The sequence below is a fragment of the [Phormidium] sp. LEGE 05292 genome, assembly GCF_015207735.1.
Lineage (GTDB): Bacteria > Cyanobacteriota > Cyanobacteriia > Cyanobacteriales > Aerosakkonemataceae > Floridanema.
This window is the reverse complement of the sequence record NZ_JADEWG010000029.1, coordinates 40,566-59,967: the sequence shown is the minus strand read 5'-3', so window position 1 is coordinate 59,967 and position 19,402 is coordinate 40,566. Positions and strand designations below refer to the sequence as shown.

At 39.7% G+C, this 19,402-nt stretch carries 15 protein-coding genes; 9 read left to right on the top strand and 6 right to left on the bottom strand.

Annotated elements, in window-relative coordinates:
* Positions 1–187: 187 nt before the first annotated feature.
* On the bottom strand, positions 188–460 hold the full coding sequence (locus IQ264_RS11245) for a hypothetical protein (RefSeq protein WP_322744663.1): 273 nt from the start codon (positions 458–460) through the stop codon (positions 188–190).
* Between the two features lie 144 nt (positions 461–604).
* On the opposite strand from IQ264_RS11245, the gene IQ264_RS11240 reads away from it, so the two are divergent.
* On the top strand, positions 605–1,477 hold the full coding sequence (locus tag IQ264_RS11240; RefSeq protein WP_193980865.1) for an S-methyl-5'-thioadenosine phosphorylase: 873 nt from the start codon (positions 605–607) through the stop codon (positions 1,475–1,477).
* A gap of 59 nt (positions 1,478–1,536) precedes the next feature.
* Here IQ264_RS11240 and IQ264_RS11235 read toward each other — a convergent pair whose 3' ends face one another.
* The gene (locus IQ264_RS11235; protein ID WP_193980864.1) at positions 1,537–1,725 is read right to left on the bottom strand and encodes a hypothetical protein; all 189 of its coding nucleotides are present in this window, start codon (positions 1,723–1,725) and stop codon (positions 1,537–1,539) included.
* 256 nt (positions 1,726–1,981) lie between these two features.
* Here IQ264_RS11235 and IQ264_RS11230 point away from each other — a divergent pair, with 256 nt between their 5' ends.
* Both IQ264_RS11230 and IQ264_RS11225 read left to right on the top strand, forming a co-directional pair.
* Positions 1,982–5,191, top strand: a complete 3,210-nt coding sequence (locus IQ264_RS11230; RefSeq protein WP_193980863.1) for a DEAD/DEAH box helicase — start codon at positions 1,982–1,984, stop codon at positions 5,189–5,191.
* Positions 5,192–5,220: 29 nt separating this feature from the next.
* The gene (locus IQ264_RS11225) at positions 5,221–6,093 is read left to right on the top strand and encodes an SWIM zinc finger family protein (protein ID WP_413470346.1); all 873 of its coding nucleotides are present in this window, start codon (positions 5,221–5,223) and stop codon (positions 6,091–6,093) included.
* 105 nt (positions 6,094–6,198) lie between these two features.
* On the opposite strand, the gene IQ264_RS11220 is transcribed toward IQ264_RS11225, so the two are convergent.
* The 3 genes from IQ264_RS11220 to IQ264_RS32910 form a co-directional block, all read right to left on the bottom strand.
* Entirely contained in the window at positions 6,199–8,040 is a 1,842-nt protein-coding gene (locus IQ264_RS11220) for a pentapeptide repeat-containing protein (RefSeq protein ID WP_193980862.1), read from the bottom strand.
* A 253-nt stretch (positions 8,041–8,293) separates the two neighbouring features.
* On the bottom strand, positions 8,294–8,479 hold the full coding sequence (locus IQ264_RS11215; protein ID WP_193980861.1) for a PCP reductase family protein: 186 nt from the start codon (positions 8,477–8,479) through the stop codon (positions 8,294–8,296).
* A gap of 104 nt (positions 8,480–8,583) precedes the next feature.
* The gene (locus IQ264_RS32910) at positions 8,584–11,802 is read right to left on the bottom strand and encodes a PAS domain-containing protein (protein WP_228061451.1); all 3,219 of its coding nucleotides are present in this window, start codon (positions 11,800–11,802) and stop codon (positions 8,584–8,586) included.
* Positions 11,803–12,003: 201 nt separating this feature from the next.
* Between IQ264_RS32910 and IQ264_RS11200 the strand changes: the two genes are divergently transcribed.
* The 6 genes from IQ264_RS11200 (at position 12,004) to IQ264_RS11175 (ending at position 18,384) form a co-directional block, all read left to right on the top strand.
* Positions 12,004–12,657 carry a DUF1361 domain-containing protein gene (locus IQ264_RS11200; protein ID WP_322744662.1) on the top strand — a complete coding sequence of 218 codons (654 nt, stop codon included), beginning with the start codon at positions 12,004–12,006 and terminating at the stop codon, positions 12,655–12,657.
* Positions 12,658–12,776: 119 nt separating this feature from the next.
* Positions 12,777–13,688, top strand: a complete 912-nt coding sequence (puuE, locus tag IQ264_RS11195) for an allantoinase PuuE (protein ID WP_193980860.1) — start codon at positions 12,777–12,779, stop codon at positions 13,686–13,688.
* Between the two features lie 416 nt (positions 13,689–14,104).
* On the top strand, positions 14,105–15,436 hold the full coding sequence (locus tag IQ264_RS11190) for an ABC transporter substrate-binding protein (RefSeq protein ID WP_193980859.1): 1,332 nt from the start codon (positions 14,105–14,107) through the stop codon (positions 15,434–15,436).
* A gap of 32 nt (positions 15,437–15,468) precedes the next feature.
* Positions 15,469–16,380: a carbohydrate ABC transporter permease gene (locus IQ264_RS11185; protein WP_193980858.1), complete on the top strand. Its 912-nt coding sequence runs from the start codon at positions 15,469–15,471 to the stop codon at positions 16,378–16,380.
* A 3-nt stretch (positions 16,381–16,383) separates the two neighbouring features.
* Complete coding sequence (locus tag IQ264_RS11180) at positions 16,384–17,253, top strand: carbohydrate ABC transporter permease (protein ID WP_193980857.1); 870 nt, start codon at positions 16,384–16,386, stop codon at positions 17,251–17,253.
* A 30-nt stretch (positions 17,254–17,283) separates the two neighbouring features.
* Positions 17,284–18,384 carry an ABC transporter ATP-binding protein gene (locus IQ264_RS11175; RefSeq protein WP_193980856.1) on the top strand — a complete coding sequence of 367 codons (1,101 nt, stop codon included), beginning with the start codon at positions 17,284–17,286 and terminating at the stop codon, positions 18,382–18,384.
* Between the two features lie 226 nt (positions 18,385–18,610).
* Here the strand turns inward: IQ264_RS11175 and IQ264_RS11170 are convergent, their stop codons facing one another.
* Positions 18,611–19,369, bottom strand: a complete 759-nt coding sequence (locus IQ264_RS11170) for a phospholipase D-like domain-containing protein (protein WP_193980855.1) — start codon at positions 19,367–19,369, stop codon at positions 18,611–18,613.
* Between the last annotated feature and the right edge of the window lie 33 nt (positions 19,370–19,402).

The following is a 19,402-nucleotide window of genomic DNA, read 5'->3' as shown; positions in this document are numbered from 1 at the left end:
GAGATGGGGAGATGGGGGGAAATTTCTGCCCAGATGCACTAGTAAGGGCGGGTTTTGTTGTTAACTCTTTTGTTGTGAACACAGATTTATCTACTAAACCCGCCCCTACAACTCAACACTTTCTCCCCTGCTCAAGAGCTCCCCTGCTCAAGAGCCCCTCTGCCCTTCTGTCTTCTGCCTTTCTTGTTTAATCTACGATTCTGATTAATCCCTTTTGGATTGCTTCGTATACTTGATTGATTTGACGTTGATCTTTGTCGCTGAGAGAATCTTTAGATAGCAGTGCTGTCATTAGGGTATATTGATCTCTCCGATTAATCTGGCGAAGAGCAAAGATCCTTTCGAGGATGCTTTCAACCGAGACTTTTGGTTGGGTTTCAAACTGTCTCATCATTAGTGCAACTAAATCTTTACTATATTCAACCAAAGTAAGTATTCCCAAACAAATGGTTATTTTCACACATCTGTTGTTAAAGTTTCTGTAAAGAAGAGCGATCGCGTTGGCGTAGCCTGTGCGTCAGCACATATCGCTAACACAAGCACTTCCCTGTGTTCCTATTGACGGGTAAAATGCTGGAGTTTCACGCGCAACACAATAAAGTTTATGACTCAGGCGAAAATTGGGATTATCGGTGGCAGCGGTCTTTACAAAATGGAAGCCCTCAAAGATGTGGAAGAGGTGCAAGTTGATACTCCTTTTGGGCCGCCCTCTGATGCTTTAATTGTAGGAACTTTGGCGGGTGCTAAGGTGGCTTTTTTAGCTCGTCACGGTCGGAATCATACCCTGTTGCCGTCTGAGTTGCCGTTCCGTGCGAACATTTACGCAATGAAGCAGCTGGGCGTTGAATATTTAATCTCCGCGTCAGCTGTTGGTTCTCTCAAGGAGGAAGCTAAACCTCTAGACATGGTGGTGCCAGATCAGTTTATCGATCGCACCAAGAATAGAGTATCCACTTTTTTTGGCGAGGGAATTGTAGCTCATATTGCATTTGGTGAACCTGTTTGTCAACAATTAGCTAATGTTGTGGCAGATGCAGTCGCTAGTTTAAATTTGGATCGGGTAAATTTGCATCGTGGCGGTATTTATGTGTGCATGGAAGGGCCTGCTTTTTCTACGAAGGCAGAGTCTCATCTGTATCGGAGTTGGGGTGCAACTGTGATTGGAATGACTAATTTGCCAGAGGCAAAATTAGCGAGAGAAGCGGAAATTGCCTACACAACTTTAGCTTTGGTTACTGATTACGATTGTTGGCATCCCGATCATGACAGTGTAACTGTAGAAATGATTATTGATAATTTACAACGTAATGCGATTAATGCTCAAAAAGTAATTCAAGAAACGGTGCGAAGAATTACAGAAAATCCTTTTGTTTCTGAAGCTCATTCTGCTTTGAAATATGCTATTCTCACTCCGTTGGATAAGGTTCCAGCAACAACAAAAGAAAATTTAGCTTTGTTGTTGAAAAAATATATCTAAAGAGGGATAAAAGGGAAAAATTTTAGTTGTAAATTTTCCCTTTTCCTAGTCACCTATCCCTAAACAGGTTTGCATTTTCCGGCGCGAATTAATCCGACACGACGCGCGATCGCATCTTCTACCGAACTAAAAGGCCCCCAACGTTCTAAAATGTTACTATCCTCTTGGCTTTCCACTTGTTGACTAGGAACAATATCACAGTTACCCTCGTTACGTTTGATAATATACCAGCCTTGAGAATCACTCATGAGATTTCACCTTTTTTGTAAAAATTTGTAACCGTAATTAACCAGAAAAACGAGATAATTTGTTGTTTTCTGGGATTTTTAGGGTTATCATAAAATGATATCCGCAATCTTACTGGTTAATCTTCAGCAACGCTTACCTTATCAAGCGCAAATATTCTAAAACAATCATCAATAAATCTCAATCATTAGTCAGTGATTTTTCCGCAGTGACTAATGATGAGTAAAACATAACCAACACAATTTGAGCAGTTTCTAAATGGCAATTTTACACGGTAGTTGGATCGATCGATCTCAAGGTAGTTATCTATTCGTTTGGGGAGAAACTTGGCGCAGAGTTAATCCAGCAAACTCGGAGGGATTCACCACGCTGCTACCTCATCCATTGGCAATGAGTAAGCAGGAATTAGTCACCTATTTGCAAAGTTTAGAAAAAATTAGCAAGGCGCTACCAACTGATACTTTAACTGTGGAGAAAAGTACAGCTAAAAAAGGGAAAAAGAAAGCAGAAGAAAACCAAAATTACCGTTGGCAAGTGCAAGTTTTAGGATTACCAACCAGAATCTTGAAAGCAGATAATAATGATTTGTTGCCGTTGCATTCGGGAACTATATTAAATGAAAACGAAGTAGAGATATCTTCTTATTATTTGTATCCTTGGCAAGTAGAAGGAATTTGTTTAAACAGGCAAGAAGCAAGAGAATTTTTAACCGCTTTGCCACTGACAACGATTAATGAATCAGATTCTTTTTTAGGTAAAGATTTACAATTTTGGTGTCATATAGCAAGGTGGAGTGTAGATTTACTAGCAAGGTGCAAGTTTTTGCCGAGATTGAAACAGCTAGAAAATGAATTCATTGCTGTTTGGCAACCTTTACTTGATGGCGGCGTAGATCAAGTTCGGTTAGATAATTTTGCTCGACAAATGCCTGCTGCTTGTCGCAGTTATCAAGGTTGGGAAATTGATGATTCCTCGCCATTTATTAGTTTAGAATTACCGCCAGAACCTAAAGAATTGCTGCTAAGTTTTTTAAGCAGCACGATCGATCTACAAGCGAGAAGTGTGGCGCGGGGAAACTCTGTACCAACTACGGAAAATTTGGTGCAAAAATGGTTGGAAGGATTGGGAAATGAGTCAGCGCAAGTAATAGGAGAAACACCAGAACGTTTAGCAGCAATTTTAAATTCTTGGATTGCACCAGTACAACCATTTTTAACAGGACAAAGTTTATTTCGCACTTGTTTTAAAGTCCATCCTCCGGCAGAAAATGCGAAAGATTGGAGTTTAGAATATTGTTTGCAAGCTGTTGACGATCCTGAATTTATTGTTGATGCTGCAACAATTTGGCAGAATGCAGTTGAACGTTTTATTTATCAAGGAAGAACCATAGAACGTCCCCAAGAAACTTTTCTGCAAGGGTTAGGTTTAGCTTCTCGATTAATGCCAGTAATTGAAGCAAGTTTAGAAACTGCTACCCCGTTATTTTGTCGCTTGAATCCGTTAGAAGCTTATGAGTTTATTAAAGGAGGTGCTTGGCGTTTTCAAGATAGCGGTTTAGGAGTAATTTTACCACCAAGTTTGGCAAATCGGGATGGTTGGGCGAGTCGTTTGGGTTTAAGTATTCGCGCCCAAACTCCTGAGTTAAAACCGAATCAACGCTTAGGTTTGCAAAGTTTATTAAATTTTAAATGGCAGTTGTCTATTGGTGGGCAAACTATTTCTAAAAAAGAGTTTGACAAATTAGCAGCACAGAATAGTCCTCTGGTAGAAATTAATGGGGAATGGGTGGAATTACGCCCGCAAGATGTAAAGTCAGCGAAGAATTTCTTTGTTTCTCGAAAAGAGGAAATGTCTTTGTCTTTAGAAGATGCTTTGCGTCTTAGTACAGGCGATACGCAAATGGTGGAAAAATTGCCTGTGGTGAGTTTTGAAGCTTCGGGAGTTTTGCAAGATTTGTTGAATGCTTTAACAAGTAATCGGGCGGTGGAGGCGATCGATCCTCCCCAATCTTTCAAAGGAGAATTGCGCCCTTATCAAGCGCGAGGTGTAGGTTGGTTAGCATTTTTAGAACGCTGGGGATTAGGTGCTTGTTTAGCGGACGACATGGGATTAGGAAAAACGATCCAGTTCATTGCTTTTCTCTTACATTTAAAAGAAGAGAACGCACTGGAAAAACCGACTCTTTTAGTTTGTCCAACTTCAGTTTTAGGTAACTGGGAAAGGGAAGTTAAAAAATTTGGCCCTAGCTTAAAAGTTGTAGTGCATCACGGTGATAAACGTCCCAAAGGAAAAGCGTTTGCTAAAGCAGTTCAGGATAAAGATTTGGTAATTACTAGTTATCAATTAGTTTTCCGAGATGTGAAGGATTTACAAACTGTTTCTTGGCAAGGCGTGGTGTTAGATGAAGCGCAAAATATTAAAAATCCAGAGGCGAAACAGTCGCAAGCAGTAAGGGATTTAGAGGCGAATTTTCGGATTGCGTTAACAGGAACTCCGGTAGAAAATAGGTTAGCGGAACTTTGGTCAATTTTGGATTTTATCAATCCTGGTTATTTAGGGTCAAAAAATTTCTTTCAACGGCGTTTTGCCATTCCTGTGGAAAAGTATGGGGATACTTCTTCGTTAAAAACTTTACGATCGCTTGTCCAACCTTTCATCCTTCGCCGCTTAAAAACTGACCGCAATATTATTCAAGATTTGCCCGAAAAGCAGGAGATGAATGTATTTTGCGGTTTAACTGCGGAACAAGCAGAATTGTATCAAAAATTAGTCGAAGAATCTTTGGCAGAAATTGAAAGTTCTGAAGGGATTCAACGGCGCGGTCAAATTTTAGCTTTGTTAGTTAAATTGAAGCAAATTTGCAATCATCCAGCGCAATTTTTGAAGGAAGTAAGTTTAGGAAATCAGAAGCGATCGGCAAAACTTTTGCGTTTAGAAGAGATGTTGGAAGAAGTGATTTCGGAGGGTGATCGCGCTTTAATTTTCACTCAATTTGCTGAATGGGGAAAACTGTTAAAACCCTATTTAGAAAAGCAATTTAATCGAGAAATGCTGTTTTTATATGGTAGTACTTCCAAGAATCAACGGGAGGAAATGATCGATCGCTTCCAAAACGATCCACAAGCACCAAGAGTGATGATTTTGTCTTTAAAAGCTGGCGGTACTGGGTTGAATTTAACTCGCGCTAATCATGTTTTTCACTTCGATCGATGGTGGAATCCTGCTGTGGAAAATCAAGCAACTGATAGAGTATTTCGGATTGGTCAAACGCGCAATGTTCAGGTACATAAGTTTGTCTGTCAAGGTACTTTAGAAGAGAAAATTCACGATCTAATTGAAAGTAAAAAAGCACTGGCGGAACAAGTTGTAGGTGGTGGTGAAAATTGGTTAACTGAGTTGGATACTGACCAATTAAGGAATTTATTATTGCTCGATCGCAATGCAGTAATTGATAGTTCGGATTTTTAATTTTTTAAACCGCAAAGGACGCAAAGAAGATGAGAGATTACGATCCTGGGATGCAAAGAATTACGAAAGAAGATAATACTGCTATTTCTGGTCGGGAATGGTGGGTGGAACGGTGGTTAGAATTGTTGGATAAGTATCGGTTTAAAAAGCGTTTGGAACGGGCGCGAATTTATGCTAGAGAAGGCAATGTTTTGAGTATTGATTTTCAAGATCAAAAGGTTTTTGCTAAAGTTCAAGGAACAGAACCAGAACCTTATCAACTTTCAATATTTTTGGAACCTTTTACCGATGAACAGTGGAATTATGTGATTGAAAGTATGTCGGAAAGGGCAATTTTTTCGGCTAAGTTATTAGCTGGAGAAATGCCGAAAAATATTGAGGAAGTATTTACGGCAAATGGTTTAAGTTTGTTTCCTTTTACTTTGGAAGATGTGCGGAGTCGTTGCAGTTGTCCTGATAAAGCTAATCCTTGTAAACATATTGGGGCGGTTTATTATTTATTGGGCGATCGCTTTGGCGAAGATCCTTTTGTGTTGTTTCAATTAAGAGGACGTAGCAAAGCACAAATTATTGAAGCTTTACGCAAGTTTCGTAGCAAGGGAAAAGAGGAACAGGGAGACAAAGAAACTGATATTCCGGTAAATCAAAAGGTACAATATCCTTTGAAAATTGAGGAGTTTTGGCAGTACGATCGACCTTTAGAATCAGGTTTAGTTGTAATCGCACCATCACCAGTTAGCGAAACAATTTTAGATGTTTTGGGAAAAATTCCTTTAGGTAATGATGAAACGGAAAAACCTCAAACAGCAGCTACATCTGATGCAGTAATGCAGTATTTAGATTCAGTTTATAAGGCGGTTAGTCAACAAGCGATTATCTCAGCAATGATGGCGGGAGAATAAGTTGTTAGAGTTAAAATAATGGGGGATCGATCGCACTTTTTACCCTAACCTACTAAGTGCGATCGATCTTTCCTCAATTTCCCTGTTTCAAAACATTGATAATCTTTACTCGTGAGTCGTTCCATCAGGCATAATTGCACCAGTGAGTTTTGCTTTATCATTATTGTTTTCCTCTAAAATCGCTCCATTTATGTTGGCTCCTTTCAAGTTAGCTTTTTCTAGGTTTGCCCTTGTCAAGCGTGCTCCACGTAAGTCTGCTGAAGTAAGGTTTGCTCCGCTTAAATTTGCCCCACTCAACTGGGTTCCACAAAGATTTGCTCCGCTTAAGTTTGCCCCACTTAGGTTAATATTAGTTAAGCTTATTCCCAAAAGATTGGTTCCTGTCAGATTAGCACCACTTAAGTTTGCCCAGTGAATATTTATTGCGTTTTTCAGGTCTGTTTGACTTATATCTGCACCAGCTAAGTTGGTTGACGATAAATTTGATTGAATCAGCTTTGCTGCTCTAAGATCGACAGCAGTTAGGTTAGCACTACCCAAATCTGCATTACTTAAGTTGGCGTGGCAAAGATTTGCTTGAAGGAGTTTTGCACTATTCAAATTTGCCTTGTTTAAGTTCGCTCGACACAAATTTATTTGACTTAAGTTTGCGTGAAGAAGGTTGGCTGAATTTAAGTTTGCACCTTCCAAATATGCTCCACTTAGGTTTACTTGACTTAAATCAATGCCAGCTAAGTTAGCATTTCGCAGTGACGAGTTAGGAGCAATTAAGTAAGCACCTGCTTTAACAGGATCGAAATCTTTGGGAAAGATAGTCGCCTCGTTATAAACTGCTTCTTGAAGCTTTACTCCCCGCAGGTTTGCTCCTTCCAAATTTGCTTCTAAGAGATTAGCATTACTAAGATTGGCATTACTTAGGTCTGCATTTATCAATTGTGCTTTCCTCAATTTTGCACCACTCAAGTTTGCATGACTTAAGTTTGCATCATTAAGGTTTGCTTGCAAGGTCAAATCCGCACCGCTAAGATTTGCTTGAATCAAATTAGCTTCACATAAATTTGCTTTTTGTAAATTCGCTAAGCTTAGGTTTGCATTTCTAAGGTTTGCCTTACCTAACTTAGCTTCATACATTTGCGTTTTACGAAGATCTGCATTAGTTAAATTTGCATTGTTCAAATTTATGTAATTTAACTCTGTTTCACAAAGTACAGCACGTTGGAGATTTGCTTGATATAGGTTTACAGAAGATAGCTTTCCTTTACTTAGTTTAGCTCTGCTTAAATTAGCTTGGCTAAGATTCAGATTGCCATAACTTGAAAAAGATTTTTCATTTAAATCAACTCCGGCTAAGTTGATGCCAGTAAAATCTCTTTCTCCCTCATTACACTTTGTCAAAAACTCTTCAGCACTGATATCTGCTTCCTGATAATCTTCTTCTTCTGTCTCATCTCTCATCAACAACAGCAACATTCTTTCAATTTTGAATTCTTCATCAGTAAAGACAGAAAATTTTGTTTCCTGTTCAACAGCATCAATTTCTTCATGGTGAAAACTTACAATCTGCTCATCATTACTCGCCAATTCTTGAGATTCTTCAACTGTTGGGGTGAGGGAATCTTGCTGTAATTGTCGATCGACCCTTGCAAAAAACTCCTTAACTATTTCCGCATCTTCTTTTGTATCATTGTTATGAGGCGAATTCAGAGTTTGGGAGTTGAAAGTGCGATCGCTTAAACTCAACATTAAATTGTGCTGCTTTTTTAGTTCAGCAAACTCCCTTTTTAAAAGTTCCCATTCTTGTAACTCAGGTCGATTATTAAACTGTTCCGTCACACAATCTAATTGACGTTTTAGCCCTGTAGAATATTTTCTAACAATAAGAAGGTGTTGTTCGAGTTGTTCAATTCTCGAAAACAGTGATACTAGATTAAGTTGTTGGTCATTCATATTAATTATCCTAGCTAGTTAACACTATTTTCTCTAATCTGGCTACCACTAGGAAACAGAGGAATTACCCAAGAATGGGTACTTTCAATTACGTACAACTTCGCTAAAGATGGTTGATCCCCCCTAACCCCCCTTAACAAGGGGGGAACCAGAGGAGTTTTTAAGTCCCCCTTGGTAAGGGGGATAATGGGGGATCTCCGATTAGTTGTATTCTGTTTTCTATTTGATAAAAGTCAGATCGATCGCACTTTTCCTACTGTCCAAACTCTAACCTTGCCTGTTCAACAATCTCCGGCGTAACCTCCTCTAACTCAGCTTCTCGCGCCAATTGTTCAATTCGCCTTCTCGCCTGACTTCGCACAAAAAAGGGAATATTTTTCAGCTTTGTCTTAGCTTCAGCACTCCACTGCAAACCACCAGTTAAATCAGAATTCGTCATAGATCGCTAATATTTTGATTTGTTATTTATGAGTTGTTATTTAACAGCCTAATCTTTATATTTTACCTGTTATAGTCACCAAAGTTGTTTAATTTTCGTAAATCTCAGCATTTTGTTGACATATTTCCTATTTTGGATTGCCGAATCGGAATTTGAATTAAAAATTCTGCCCCTTGACCGAGTGCTGAGTTGCAATGTAAAGAACCAAGGTGTTTTTCAGTGACAATTTGATAGCTAATCGACATTCCTAATCCCGTACCTTTACCAATAGGTTTGGTGGTGAAAAATGGATCAAACAATCTATTTTTGACTGTTTCGGACATACCTGGGCCATTGTCGGCAATCTGAATTAAGATGCGATCGTTTCCTGCTCTCTTAGTGCCAATCCGAATTGTTAAAGGTTCGGCTAATTGTTTCTGACAATTCATACTTTCCAGTGCATCAATTGCATTGCTAATAATGTTTATAAATACTTGGTTAAGTTGTCCCGCATAACATTCAATTAAGGGCAAATCACCATATTCTTTAATTACAGTAATTCCGGGATGTCCTGCCTTTTCCTTAAAGCGATTTTGCATAATCATTAAGGTGCTGTCGATACCTTCATGAATGTCTACTTCTTTGACTTCTGCTTCATCCATGCGTGAGAAGTTCCGCAGTGCTAAGACAATTTTTTGAATTCGGTCTGCCCCTACTTTCATGGAAGAGAGAAGTTTCGGCAAATCTTCTTTTAAAAACTCAAAATCGATCTCTTCTTTTATGTCTTGTATTTCTGAAGCTGGGGTGGGATAGTGTTTTTGGTAAGTTTCCAGCAAATCTAGCAGGTCTTGAATGTAGTCGCTGGCGTGGATGATGTTGCCATAGATAAAGTTGACTGGATTATTGATTTCATGGGCGACTCCAGCTACGAGTTGTCCTAAACTTGACATTTTCTCAGTTTGCACAAGTTGGGCTTGGGTTTGTTGGAGTTCTTGTAGAGTTTGTTGAAGTTGCTGCGCTTGTTGTCTCAAGCGTGCTTCTGATTCTCGCAAGGCTTCTTCGGCAAGTTTTCGATCGCTAATATCTCGCGTAATTCCGATTAACCCAATCACGTTTCTTTGGGCATCCTGTAAAGGGGTTTTTGTCGTCAAGAAGGTTCGCATTTCCCCCTGTATTGGGACGCATTCTTCAAAGGTTGTTGGAATCCCACTGCTCATGATGCTGCGGTCAAGTTCCATAATTTCACGGGCTACGTCAGGTGGAAAAATTGCTAAATCTGTCTGACCATTAACTTCTTCAGCTGACTTGCCCACTACTTTAATATAAGCCGAATTAATCAAGAGATATTGCCCCTGCAAATTCTTGACAAAAATCACATCACTTGTGCCGTCGATCACTCCATATAAAAGGTTGTAACTGTCTCTAATTTTGATTTCTGCAAGTTTTCGATCGCTAATATCTCGCAAAATCACAACATATTCTTGGCAGTCTTGATGAGAACGATCGGAAATAGAAACCTCAACTGTAATTTGTTCGGTATTATTAGTACGAGTTAACTTGTATTCACTGCGATCGATCCAGTCTTGCGGATAAGTTCCTAAGTCGGGAAGCAGTTGATTCAAGTGACATTTCATCAATTGATTTTGTTTAAGTTGAAAAAGCGATTCAGCAGCCGGATTAACTTTTTGAATTGTTCCCATTTCATCAACGACAACGATCGCATCCTGAGCAATATTAAACAGATGTTCTGCTGCGTCCCGTGCTTCCCCCAGTGCCACAACTTGCGGTAAAGTTGTCCAACAGGCGATCGCTACCCCCACAAAAACAACCACCTGTAATAACACGACGACCAGAACATTAGCCTGCATGAGAGACTCGTGATTTAAGAAGAGCTGGAAACTCCAACCCGTAAAAACTGCGGCACACAATAGGACAATCAAGACAATAACTTGTAACAAAATCGAGTCTTGAACTATTGCCGAAGGACGTTTTCGATAAAGTTGAATCCACCAATTTTTATGGAAAGGTGCAAAGGGAATGCGGCGAATAACTCGATCGATAAGCAAAATTCCAATGGGAAACAGAAATCCAATCAGAAACTCTCGCCAACCCCAAGAAATCCCTCCCACAAAAAGAATCACTACTTCGCATAACAAAATGCCCAGTGAAAGTCGCGGGAACAAAACCTGTGGTTTGTCACGTTGCAGCCACATTCCTAAGCGCAGTGCCATGAAGGAGGTAAACCAGCCCACAGAGCTCACAGCCACGATTTGAGCGATATCTCCCCAAACTAAACAGAGGAGACTAAGTAAGAGGATTAGTAACAAACCTGGCCCAAAAACGCCTCGTTGGGAAACTACGGAAAAAACGGGAGAAAGATGTCCATCCAAAGCCATTTGATACAAGACACGAGGGCAGTTAGAAACAACGGTGGCACAACACAGCAGACTGACTGAGGCAATTAAAAAAGTGACTATTAGTGGGGTGAATGAACCCCAAAATGGGTTAGCAGCTGCAACGAAACTTAGAAAGAGATCGCTATTGCCCTCAGTTGCTAGACGGGTTAACACCCAAGCACCGCCCAAAAATATTGGTGGCATTAACCCAGCAGAAACAGGCAAAAATCTCAATGTCTTTTGTGGACTACGACTATCAGCAACATAAGCGGAGACTGTTTCGCAGGCGTAAACGGCATAGCTGACAAAGAAATACCATTTTGCCCAATCTGTAAAGCTCAAGTGTGACCAACTGCTGGGGAAAAAGCCTGGAGTGATGGGAGAAAAGGTTAACCAACTGATTCCTTGCAGGCAAAAGGCTAGGAGAACGGCGATCGCAGGTAGGATAAAAAACAAATGTAGAATGCTCAAAGCCCTGGTGCCGCTGAATGCCAAGACAAAGGCGATCAGAGTGAATCCTACTTTGAGGGGCAGTTCAGGGCAGGGTAGGTGCATTGCTTCCAAATTAACTCGGATCAGGTCAGTGAGGACGATCGCACTGATTGGCAAAGTGGAAACCCAACTGAAGAAATATCCCAAGGCGGCGTAGCGAGCAATGCCGGGATAATGTTTGAGAAGTTTAGTAGTATAGCTTGGCGTTCCCCCGGCGACATCGATCCAATGACTGCCCAGTTGCTTAACTTGACGAATCGTGAGCATTGCTACTAGTATTGCCGGAAACCAGACAAAAATTGCTGCTGAACCCAATGCGGCATGAATAGCGGTCGCGACACTAGGCCATGCAAGATGCCCACTTAACCCAAAACCCCAGGTTTCAGCGGCACTCAGGCTGCGGGTGAGGCGGGTAGAGGAAGACTGAGTGGTGCGATCGCCAGAGGAACTAACCATGAGCAAAATAAGTGCTAATTAATACTATTAACGCCTAATGTACAACAGCGGCAAATATTTTCGCAGTTAGCCGCAAACCTTTTCTTAGGAAGATAATAGGAGTAAAGAAAGGATTTGTAGGATATTAATCAGGAAATTGCTATTTACCAATTGAGGAATTCAGAAGTTAACGTAGGTAAAGGTAAGCATAACAAAACAAAGATGCCTATGAATTCCCAAATTTACCAGACAAAAGAAGCACTTTCCGGGGGTATATATAGCGGTTGGATTGCTTGGAATCTGTTTCTGGCTTTTATTCCCTTAGTTCTTAGCTTTTGGTTATTTCGGCGGAGAACTAATGCGCGATCGTGGTTGTGGTGGGTAGTTTTCCTGGTTTATGCTGCTTTCTTGCCCAATGCACCTTATCTGTTAACAGATATTATCCACCTAATTCGCGGCATTCGTGAAGGATATTCGGCTTGGATTATTACCTTAGTTTTTATTCCGTTGCATTTATTTGCCATTGTTGCCGGAATGGAAGCGTATGTGGTGTCTTTAATTAATCAAGGGAATTATTTAAAACGACAAGCCGCAGAAAAGTTTGTGGTATGGTCTGAGTTAATTACTCATGCCTTCTGTGCTGTGGGAATTTATCTGGGAAGATTTCTCCGGTTTAATAGTTGGGATTTAATTACCGATCCAGATAACATACTCATTACGACAATTAACGAATTGACTGGTAAGGGTCCGTTGTTAGTAATCTTTATCACTTTTCTTGTGTTAACAGTGGTTTATTGGATTATGAAGCAAATTACTTTGGGGTTAGTGATGCGAATTCGGTATATGAAATTAAAGCGTAAGCTAAAAGAACAGTAAATTTAAGTTTTTTTACCACAGTTATCCACAGATGCACACAGATGTAGATGTGGATTTTTTGTCCTATTGTGATATTTTCAATAACTGATAGAAAGTTGGCAGTCAAAAGAGGTCATAAAATGACTAAGGAATATCCACGAGATATGGTTGGCTATGGACGGAATACTCCAGATCCTAAATGGCCGAATCAAGCGCGGGTGGCGGTGCAATTTGTGATTAATTATGAGGAAGGTGGGGAAAATTCTATTCTTCACGGTGATGTAGCTTCGGAAGCATTCCTGTCAGAAATTGTGGGGGCTGTTCCTTTGTCAGGGGTGCGAAATATCAATATGGAATCAATTTATGAATATGGAAGTCGGGCAGGTTTTTGGCGATTACATCGAATTTTTAGCCAAAGAAATATTCCGGTAACAGTGTACGGTGTGGCGATGGCTTTGCAAAGAAACCCGGAAGCAGTAGCGGCGATGTTAGAAGCTGATTGGGAAATTGCGAGTCACGGTTATCGGTGGATTGATTATCAATATTTTGGCGAGGAGGCGGAGAGGGAACATTTGAAATTAGCGATCGCCATTCACACCCAAGTTACTGGTAGTCGTCCTTTAGGTTGTTACATCGGAAGAGTTAGTCCAAACTCCCGTAAATTAATAGTTGAAGAAGGCGGTTTTCTCTACGATGCTGATAGTTACGCCGATGATTTACCCTACTGGAATTATGATTATGGCAAACCACATTTAATAATTCCCTACACTTTAGATAATAATGATATGCGCTTTGCCACTAACCAAGGTTTTAATTCTGGCGAGCAATTTTTTGCTTATCTTAGAGATGCTTTTGATGTGCTTTATGCTGAGGGTGAAACTGCACCAAAAATGATGAGTATTGGCTTACATTGTCGCTTAGTTGGAAGACCTGGACGTGCAGCAGCTTTGGCACGTTTTCTTGATTATGTGCAGCAACATGAACGGGTGTGGTTGTGTCGCCGCATTGATATTGCCCGTCATTGGCATGAACATCATCAGCCGAAAAAATAAGTAAATAAATTTAACCGCAGATGCACACAGATGTAATTTATTTCTATCTGCGGTCTTTATAAAACTTTATGATTTTTTTTAAAATAAACTGCTTATTAACTGATTGTTTCGTGAGATCGATCGGAACTAGTATTAAGTTAGTTTATCTAATTAATATAACTTTATAATTGCCAGATTCATAGCACTTTCATGAGAAATTTTTCTACTTCTAAAAGGAGTATTTTTTTAAACAAAAAACTATATCTTTAGAAGTTGCTTAAACTTTAAAAGTGAATTAAATTATATATACTTGTATTTTCTCTATCATCAGTTTTAGGTATAATCTGAGCTTAACTCAAAAATAGCGTTAACTCAGAAATATAGCTATATTTTTGCCATTCAAAAAATTAACGTATTTTACGATTCAACCAAGTACAATGTTTTACATTCAGCCACTAAATCGACTGAGAAAGTTTTTTCATAACCTGGGATTTTGGCGCAGTACTGGAATTTTTACTGCTCTTTTTTTGAGCATAATTTTATTAATTAAGATAGCGATCGCGCAACAGCCAGTCACTCTTAATTTACTCATGACTGCGCCTGATGCTGACCCTTGGCGACAAGGTTTAGTAAAAGATTTTGAGTCGAAGAATCCCGGAATTCGGATTAATATTATCGAAGGGCCAAATGCGACAAATTTAATCGAAGACCTTTATACTTCGGCTTTTATTTTAGGCGATTCACCCTACGATTTAGTGAATATGGATGTAATTTGGACATCAAAATTTGCTGCTGCTGGGTGGTTGTTGGATTTAACAAATCGGATGACTCCCCAGGAGTTAGCCGCATTTTCACCTAAAGATGTGGAAGGGGGAACTTACGAAGGTAAATTGTATCGTATTCCACTACGTTCTGATGCCGGAATGCTTTATTACCGAGAAGATTTACTCAAACAAGTGGGGTTAAAACCACCAGAAACCTTTGAACAATTAATGAATATTTCCAAATATTTGCAAAGGAACGACAAGGTTAGATGGGGTTACATTTGGCAGGGTCGCCAATATGAAGGATTGGTGGCAATGTTTATGGAAGTTCTAGAAGGTTTTGGTGGGTTTTGGGTGAATCCTGATACTTTAGAAGTGGGATTAGATAGACCGGAAACTTTAAAAGCGATCGCCTTTTTACAAAACACAGTTAAACAAGGAGTTTCGCCACCTGGAGTAACAACATATCAAGAAGAAGAAACCAGACGAATTTTCCAAAGTGGACAAGCTGTATTTTTAAGAAGTTGGCCTTATGTTTGGCCTTTAGCTAATCAAAAAAGTTCCAAAATTAACGGGAAAATAGGCATTAAACCAATGGTTCATGCGCCTGGTCAAAGTTCGGCTGCTTGCTTAGGAGGTTGGGGTTTAGGTATTTCTAAATCTACCAAACATCCTCAAGAAGCTTGGAAAGCAATTAAGTATTTCAGCAGTCGAGAAGCACAACGGCAATTTATTTTAAAAGCTGGCTATGTACCCAGTCGCAGAGAGTTATTTACCGACCCAGAAATTGTGGCAAAATACCCACATTTTCCGCAACTGCTTAAGGTAGTAGATAGTGCAGTTTTACGTCCGCCGATCGCCCAATATGCACAAACATCGGATATTTTACAACGTTATCTTAGTGCGGCATTAACAGGTCGAATGACTCCCGAAAATGCTATGAAATCTGCTGCTGATGAAACCCGCCGATTACTCAAAGCAGGTCAAGCGAAAAAGCCAGCATAAAGTTGTTTGTTCACTTCTAAAAAACATAAAAAATGACCAAATTGGATACAATTAAAAGTCGAGAACAACGCACGGGTTGGATATTAATTCTACCAGCTTTAATACTGCTGTTGTTTGTTTATGGATATCCGATCGCCCGCGCTTTATGGTTGAGTTTATTTACGCAGAATTTAGGTACAGAATTAAAGCCTGTTTTCTCCGGTTTAGATAACTATATCCGCATGGCTGGAGATGGTCGCTTTTGGCAAAGTTTTTGGATAACTTCAGTTTTTACAGTTGTAGCTGTATTACTGGAATTATTATTAGGTTTGGGAATTGCCTTAGTTTTAAATGAACGATTTCGCGGACGTTCTTTAGTGAGAACTGCGGCAATTATACCTTGGGCTTTACCAACAGCTTTAATCGCTTTAGCTTGGGCTTGGATTTTTAACGATCAGTTTGGTATTGTCAACGATATTTTGTTGCGTTTGGGTTTAATTAAAACCGGAATTAACTGGTTAGGAGATCCGAATTTGGCAATGGTATCAGTAATAATTGCTGATGTTTGGAAAACCACTCCTTTTATTAGCATTTTGTTATTAGCAGGGTTGCAATCTATTTCGCCCGACCTTTACGAAGCACACGCAATTGATGGCGCAACTCCTTGGCAAAGCTTTTATAAAATTACTTTACCTTTGCTGATGCCGCAAATTTTAATTGCGCTATTATTTCGGTTTGCCCAATCTTTTGGAGTGTTCGATTTAATTAGTGTAATGACTGGAGGTGGGCCTGGTGGGGCGACGGAAGTGGTGTCACTTTATATCTACGCAACGGTGATGCGTTATTTAGATTTTGGCTATGGTTCAGCTTTGGTGGTAGTTACTTTTTTGTTACTAATTTTAGCAGTTGCGATCGCCAGTTTCTTACTCAGCAAGATACGGAAAAGATTGTCAGGAGTTGCTTAAACTATGACTGTAATTACTCAAGAAAGACCAAAAAAAGAAATAAAAATAAGCTGGAAAAAAATCTTCTTGTTTATCGCAATTATTTTAGTGTTACTTTTCTGTTTAGCACCAGTTTTATGGCAATTGCTGACTTCATTTAAAGTTAATGAAGATATTTCTGCTGTTCCCACAGTTTATTTTCCCACTCGTTTTACTCTTGCCCATTACATTGAATTATTCGATCGCCGTCCCTTTTTACGCTACATTTTTAATAGTGCTTTCGTATCAATTACTTCCACACTTTTAGCTTTAGCAATTGGCGCACCTGCTGCTTATACTTTAGCCCGGTTAAATATTAGGGGTGAAAGACCAATTTTAGCAAGTGTCCTCATAGTCACCTTGTTTCCGGGAATTTTGTTGTTTCTAGGATTGTTAGAAATCATCCAAAAATTAGGATTAGCGAACAACTATTTGGCACTAATAATTCCTTATACTGCAATCAATTTACCTTTAACAATTTTGGTGTTACGAAGCTTTTTTGAACAATTACCAAAAGACTTGGAAGATGCTGCCAAAGTTGATGGTTATAACACCTGGCAGATGCTAATCCAAATTTTGTTGCCGATGACAGTTCCGGCGTTAGTAACCACAGGAATTCTTACCTTTATTGCTGCTTGGAATGAGTTTATTTTTGCCCTCACTTTCATGACACAAGAAAATATGAAAACTATTCCGGTTGCTGCTGCCCAATTAGGTGGTGCTTCAGCTTTTGAAATACCTTATGGACCGATCGCAGCTGCAACAGTTTTAGGAACATTACCTTTAGTATTGTTGGTTTTGTTCTTCCAACGCAAGATTGTACAAGGTTTAACTGCTGGCGCTGTTAAGGGATAAATTGTTTGCAATTTAAGGAAAAATAAAACAATGGCTAAACTAGAAATAAAAAATTTAAATAAGACTTATACTCCTAAAGTTATTCCCGTAAAAAATGTGAATTTGACTGTAGAAGATGGGGAATTTCTCACATTACTAGGCCCTTCTGGTTGTGGGAAATCGACAATTTTAAGGTTAATTGCTGGGTTAGAAGAACCTACTCGCGGTCAAGTTTTGATTGGGGAAAAAGATGTGACTGGTGTTCGTCCGGGCGATCGTAATATTGCAATGGTTTTTCAAAGTTACGCCCTTTACCCTCACTTAACAGTTTACGATAACATTGCTTCCGGTTTAAAGCTGAAAAAAACACCTTCTCAAGAAATTAAACAACGAGTAGCAGAAGCAGCAAGTGTCTTAGGTTTAGAAGATTTAATGAACCGAAAACCCGGTCAAATGTCAGGCGGACAAAGGCAAAGAGTTGCCCTTGCCCGCGCTTTAGTTCGTCGTCCAGATGTATTTTTATTAGATGAACCTTTAAGCAATTTAGATGCACTTTTACGAGAAAAAGTACGGGCAGAAATTAAACAATTATTTGCTGAGCAAAAAGTTCCCGTTGTGTATGTCACTCACGATCAAACTGAAGCAATGACCCTTTCTTCAAAAGTTGCGGTTCTGAATAAAGGAGATGTGCAACAACTTGATGCGCCAGAACGGATTTATAACAATCCAGCTAATGTATTTGTCGCGGGTTTTGTGGGTAGTCCTCAAATGAATTTACTAACGCTTCTTTGTCAGGGACGTTACGCGATGTTGGGTGATTTTAGAATCCCAATTCCAGATATGCAGACTCCTCCAAATAGCATTGTTTTAGGAATTCGCCCAGAAAATGTAACTTTGGCAGAATCGGAAGATAGAAACACAATTAAAGGTAGGATATTTTTGGTAGAGAATTTAGGAATGCACTATTTAATTAGTGTGCGGGTTGCTGGTTCAGAGAAAGAAGAAATAATAGTACGGGCTTTGGTGCCAATTCATCAAAAATGGAGTGGAGAAGAGATAACTTTGGCATTGCCTAATGAGTCAATTCATTGGTTTGATGTGCAGACGGGAGATGCAATTGTTAAATCGTCAATTGCCAGTCAGTTAGTGTAAAACTGAGATCTTGTAGCTGCGGTTTTAACCCGCCCGGAAATCAATTTCCGGGCTAATAGCTTAAGTCCATTAAAATGGACTGGAAGCATAAGAATTGTAAGTACTTATTCCTCTTATTTAGTCCTCTTAAGAGGACTTTCGCTATTAGCCTGCGAATTGATTCGCAGGCGGATTTTGGGACTGATGCAAGATATGAATTGACGGAGATATTCCGACCAATCAAAACTCATTGGCACTTCACATTTGTATTTGGTTTCCGTGCTATCAAGTTTGGTGCTTTATCAAACCAATCTGTAACTGTAGTAATATCACCACGATCAGTAGTTATAAGTCCGATTTCTTCACGAGAATCATCTGACTGACGAGGTTTAGAGCAGAGAACATTACAACTGCCTATTAAAGCAAATTCCTCGCAGAGAAACACTTTTGCATGAGTACCAATTAGTTTGAGACTAAATCTATCTGGGTAGGTTTTACGTAACTTTTGCAATTCATTGATTGCGTTGTACTGCCAAGGATTTGGTGTACTGAAACTCCAGCATCCATTTCCCAGCTTAATTAAGTTGCCGATATCTCGTTGATAACCCCATCCCAGACTAATACTAACTCCTCGCTGTAGGCAATCTGTCATTGCTTGAGCCATTTCAGCATCTATACCCCGTCGAGTAATCCAGGGATTGACTATGATTACGTGCTTTTTAGCTTGCTTCAAGCCTTTTAGCCACTGAGTTCGATGATTGGAATGACCAACTACTACTCTTGAATCGTGAGCTTGGGCTGTCAGTAGTCGCTGATAAACTTTGGCGACTTTGCGATCGACCGTGTTGTAGAGTGATGCAACTGAGCACATTACCTGCTCCGAACGCTCCCGCAAGTCAGCTAACTCTTTCATAATAGAGATTACCTCTGCTTGTAATTCTGCTCTAAAGCCCCTTAAGCCAGATGGTTCTGAGGATTCCCAGGAGGGAAAATTACTTAGCACCATGATTAACTCCTATCTTTAAGTGAGCATATCTGT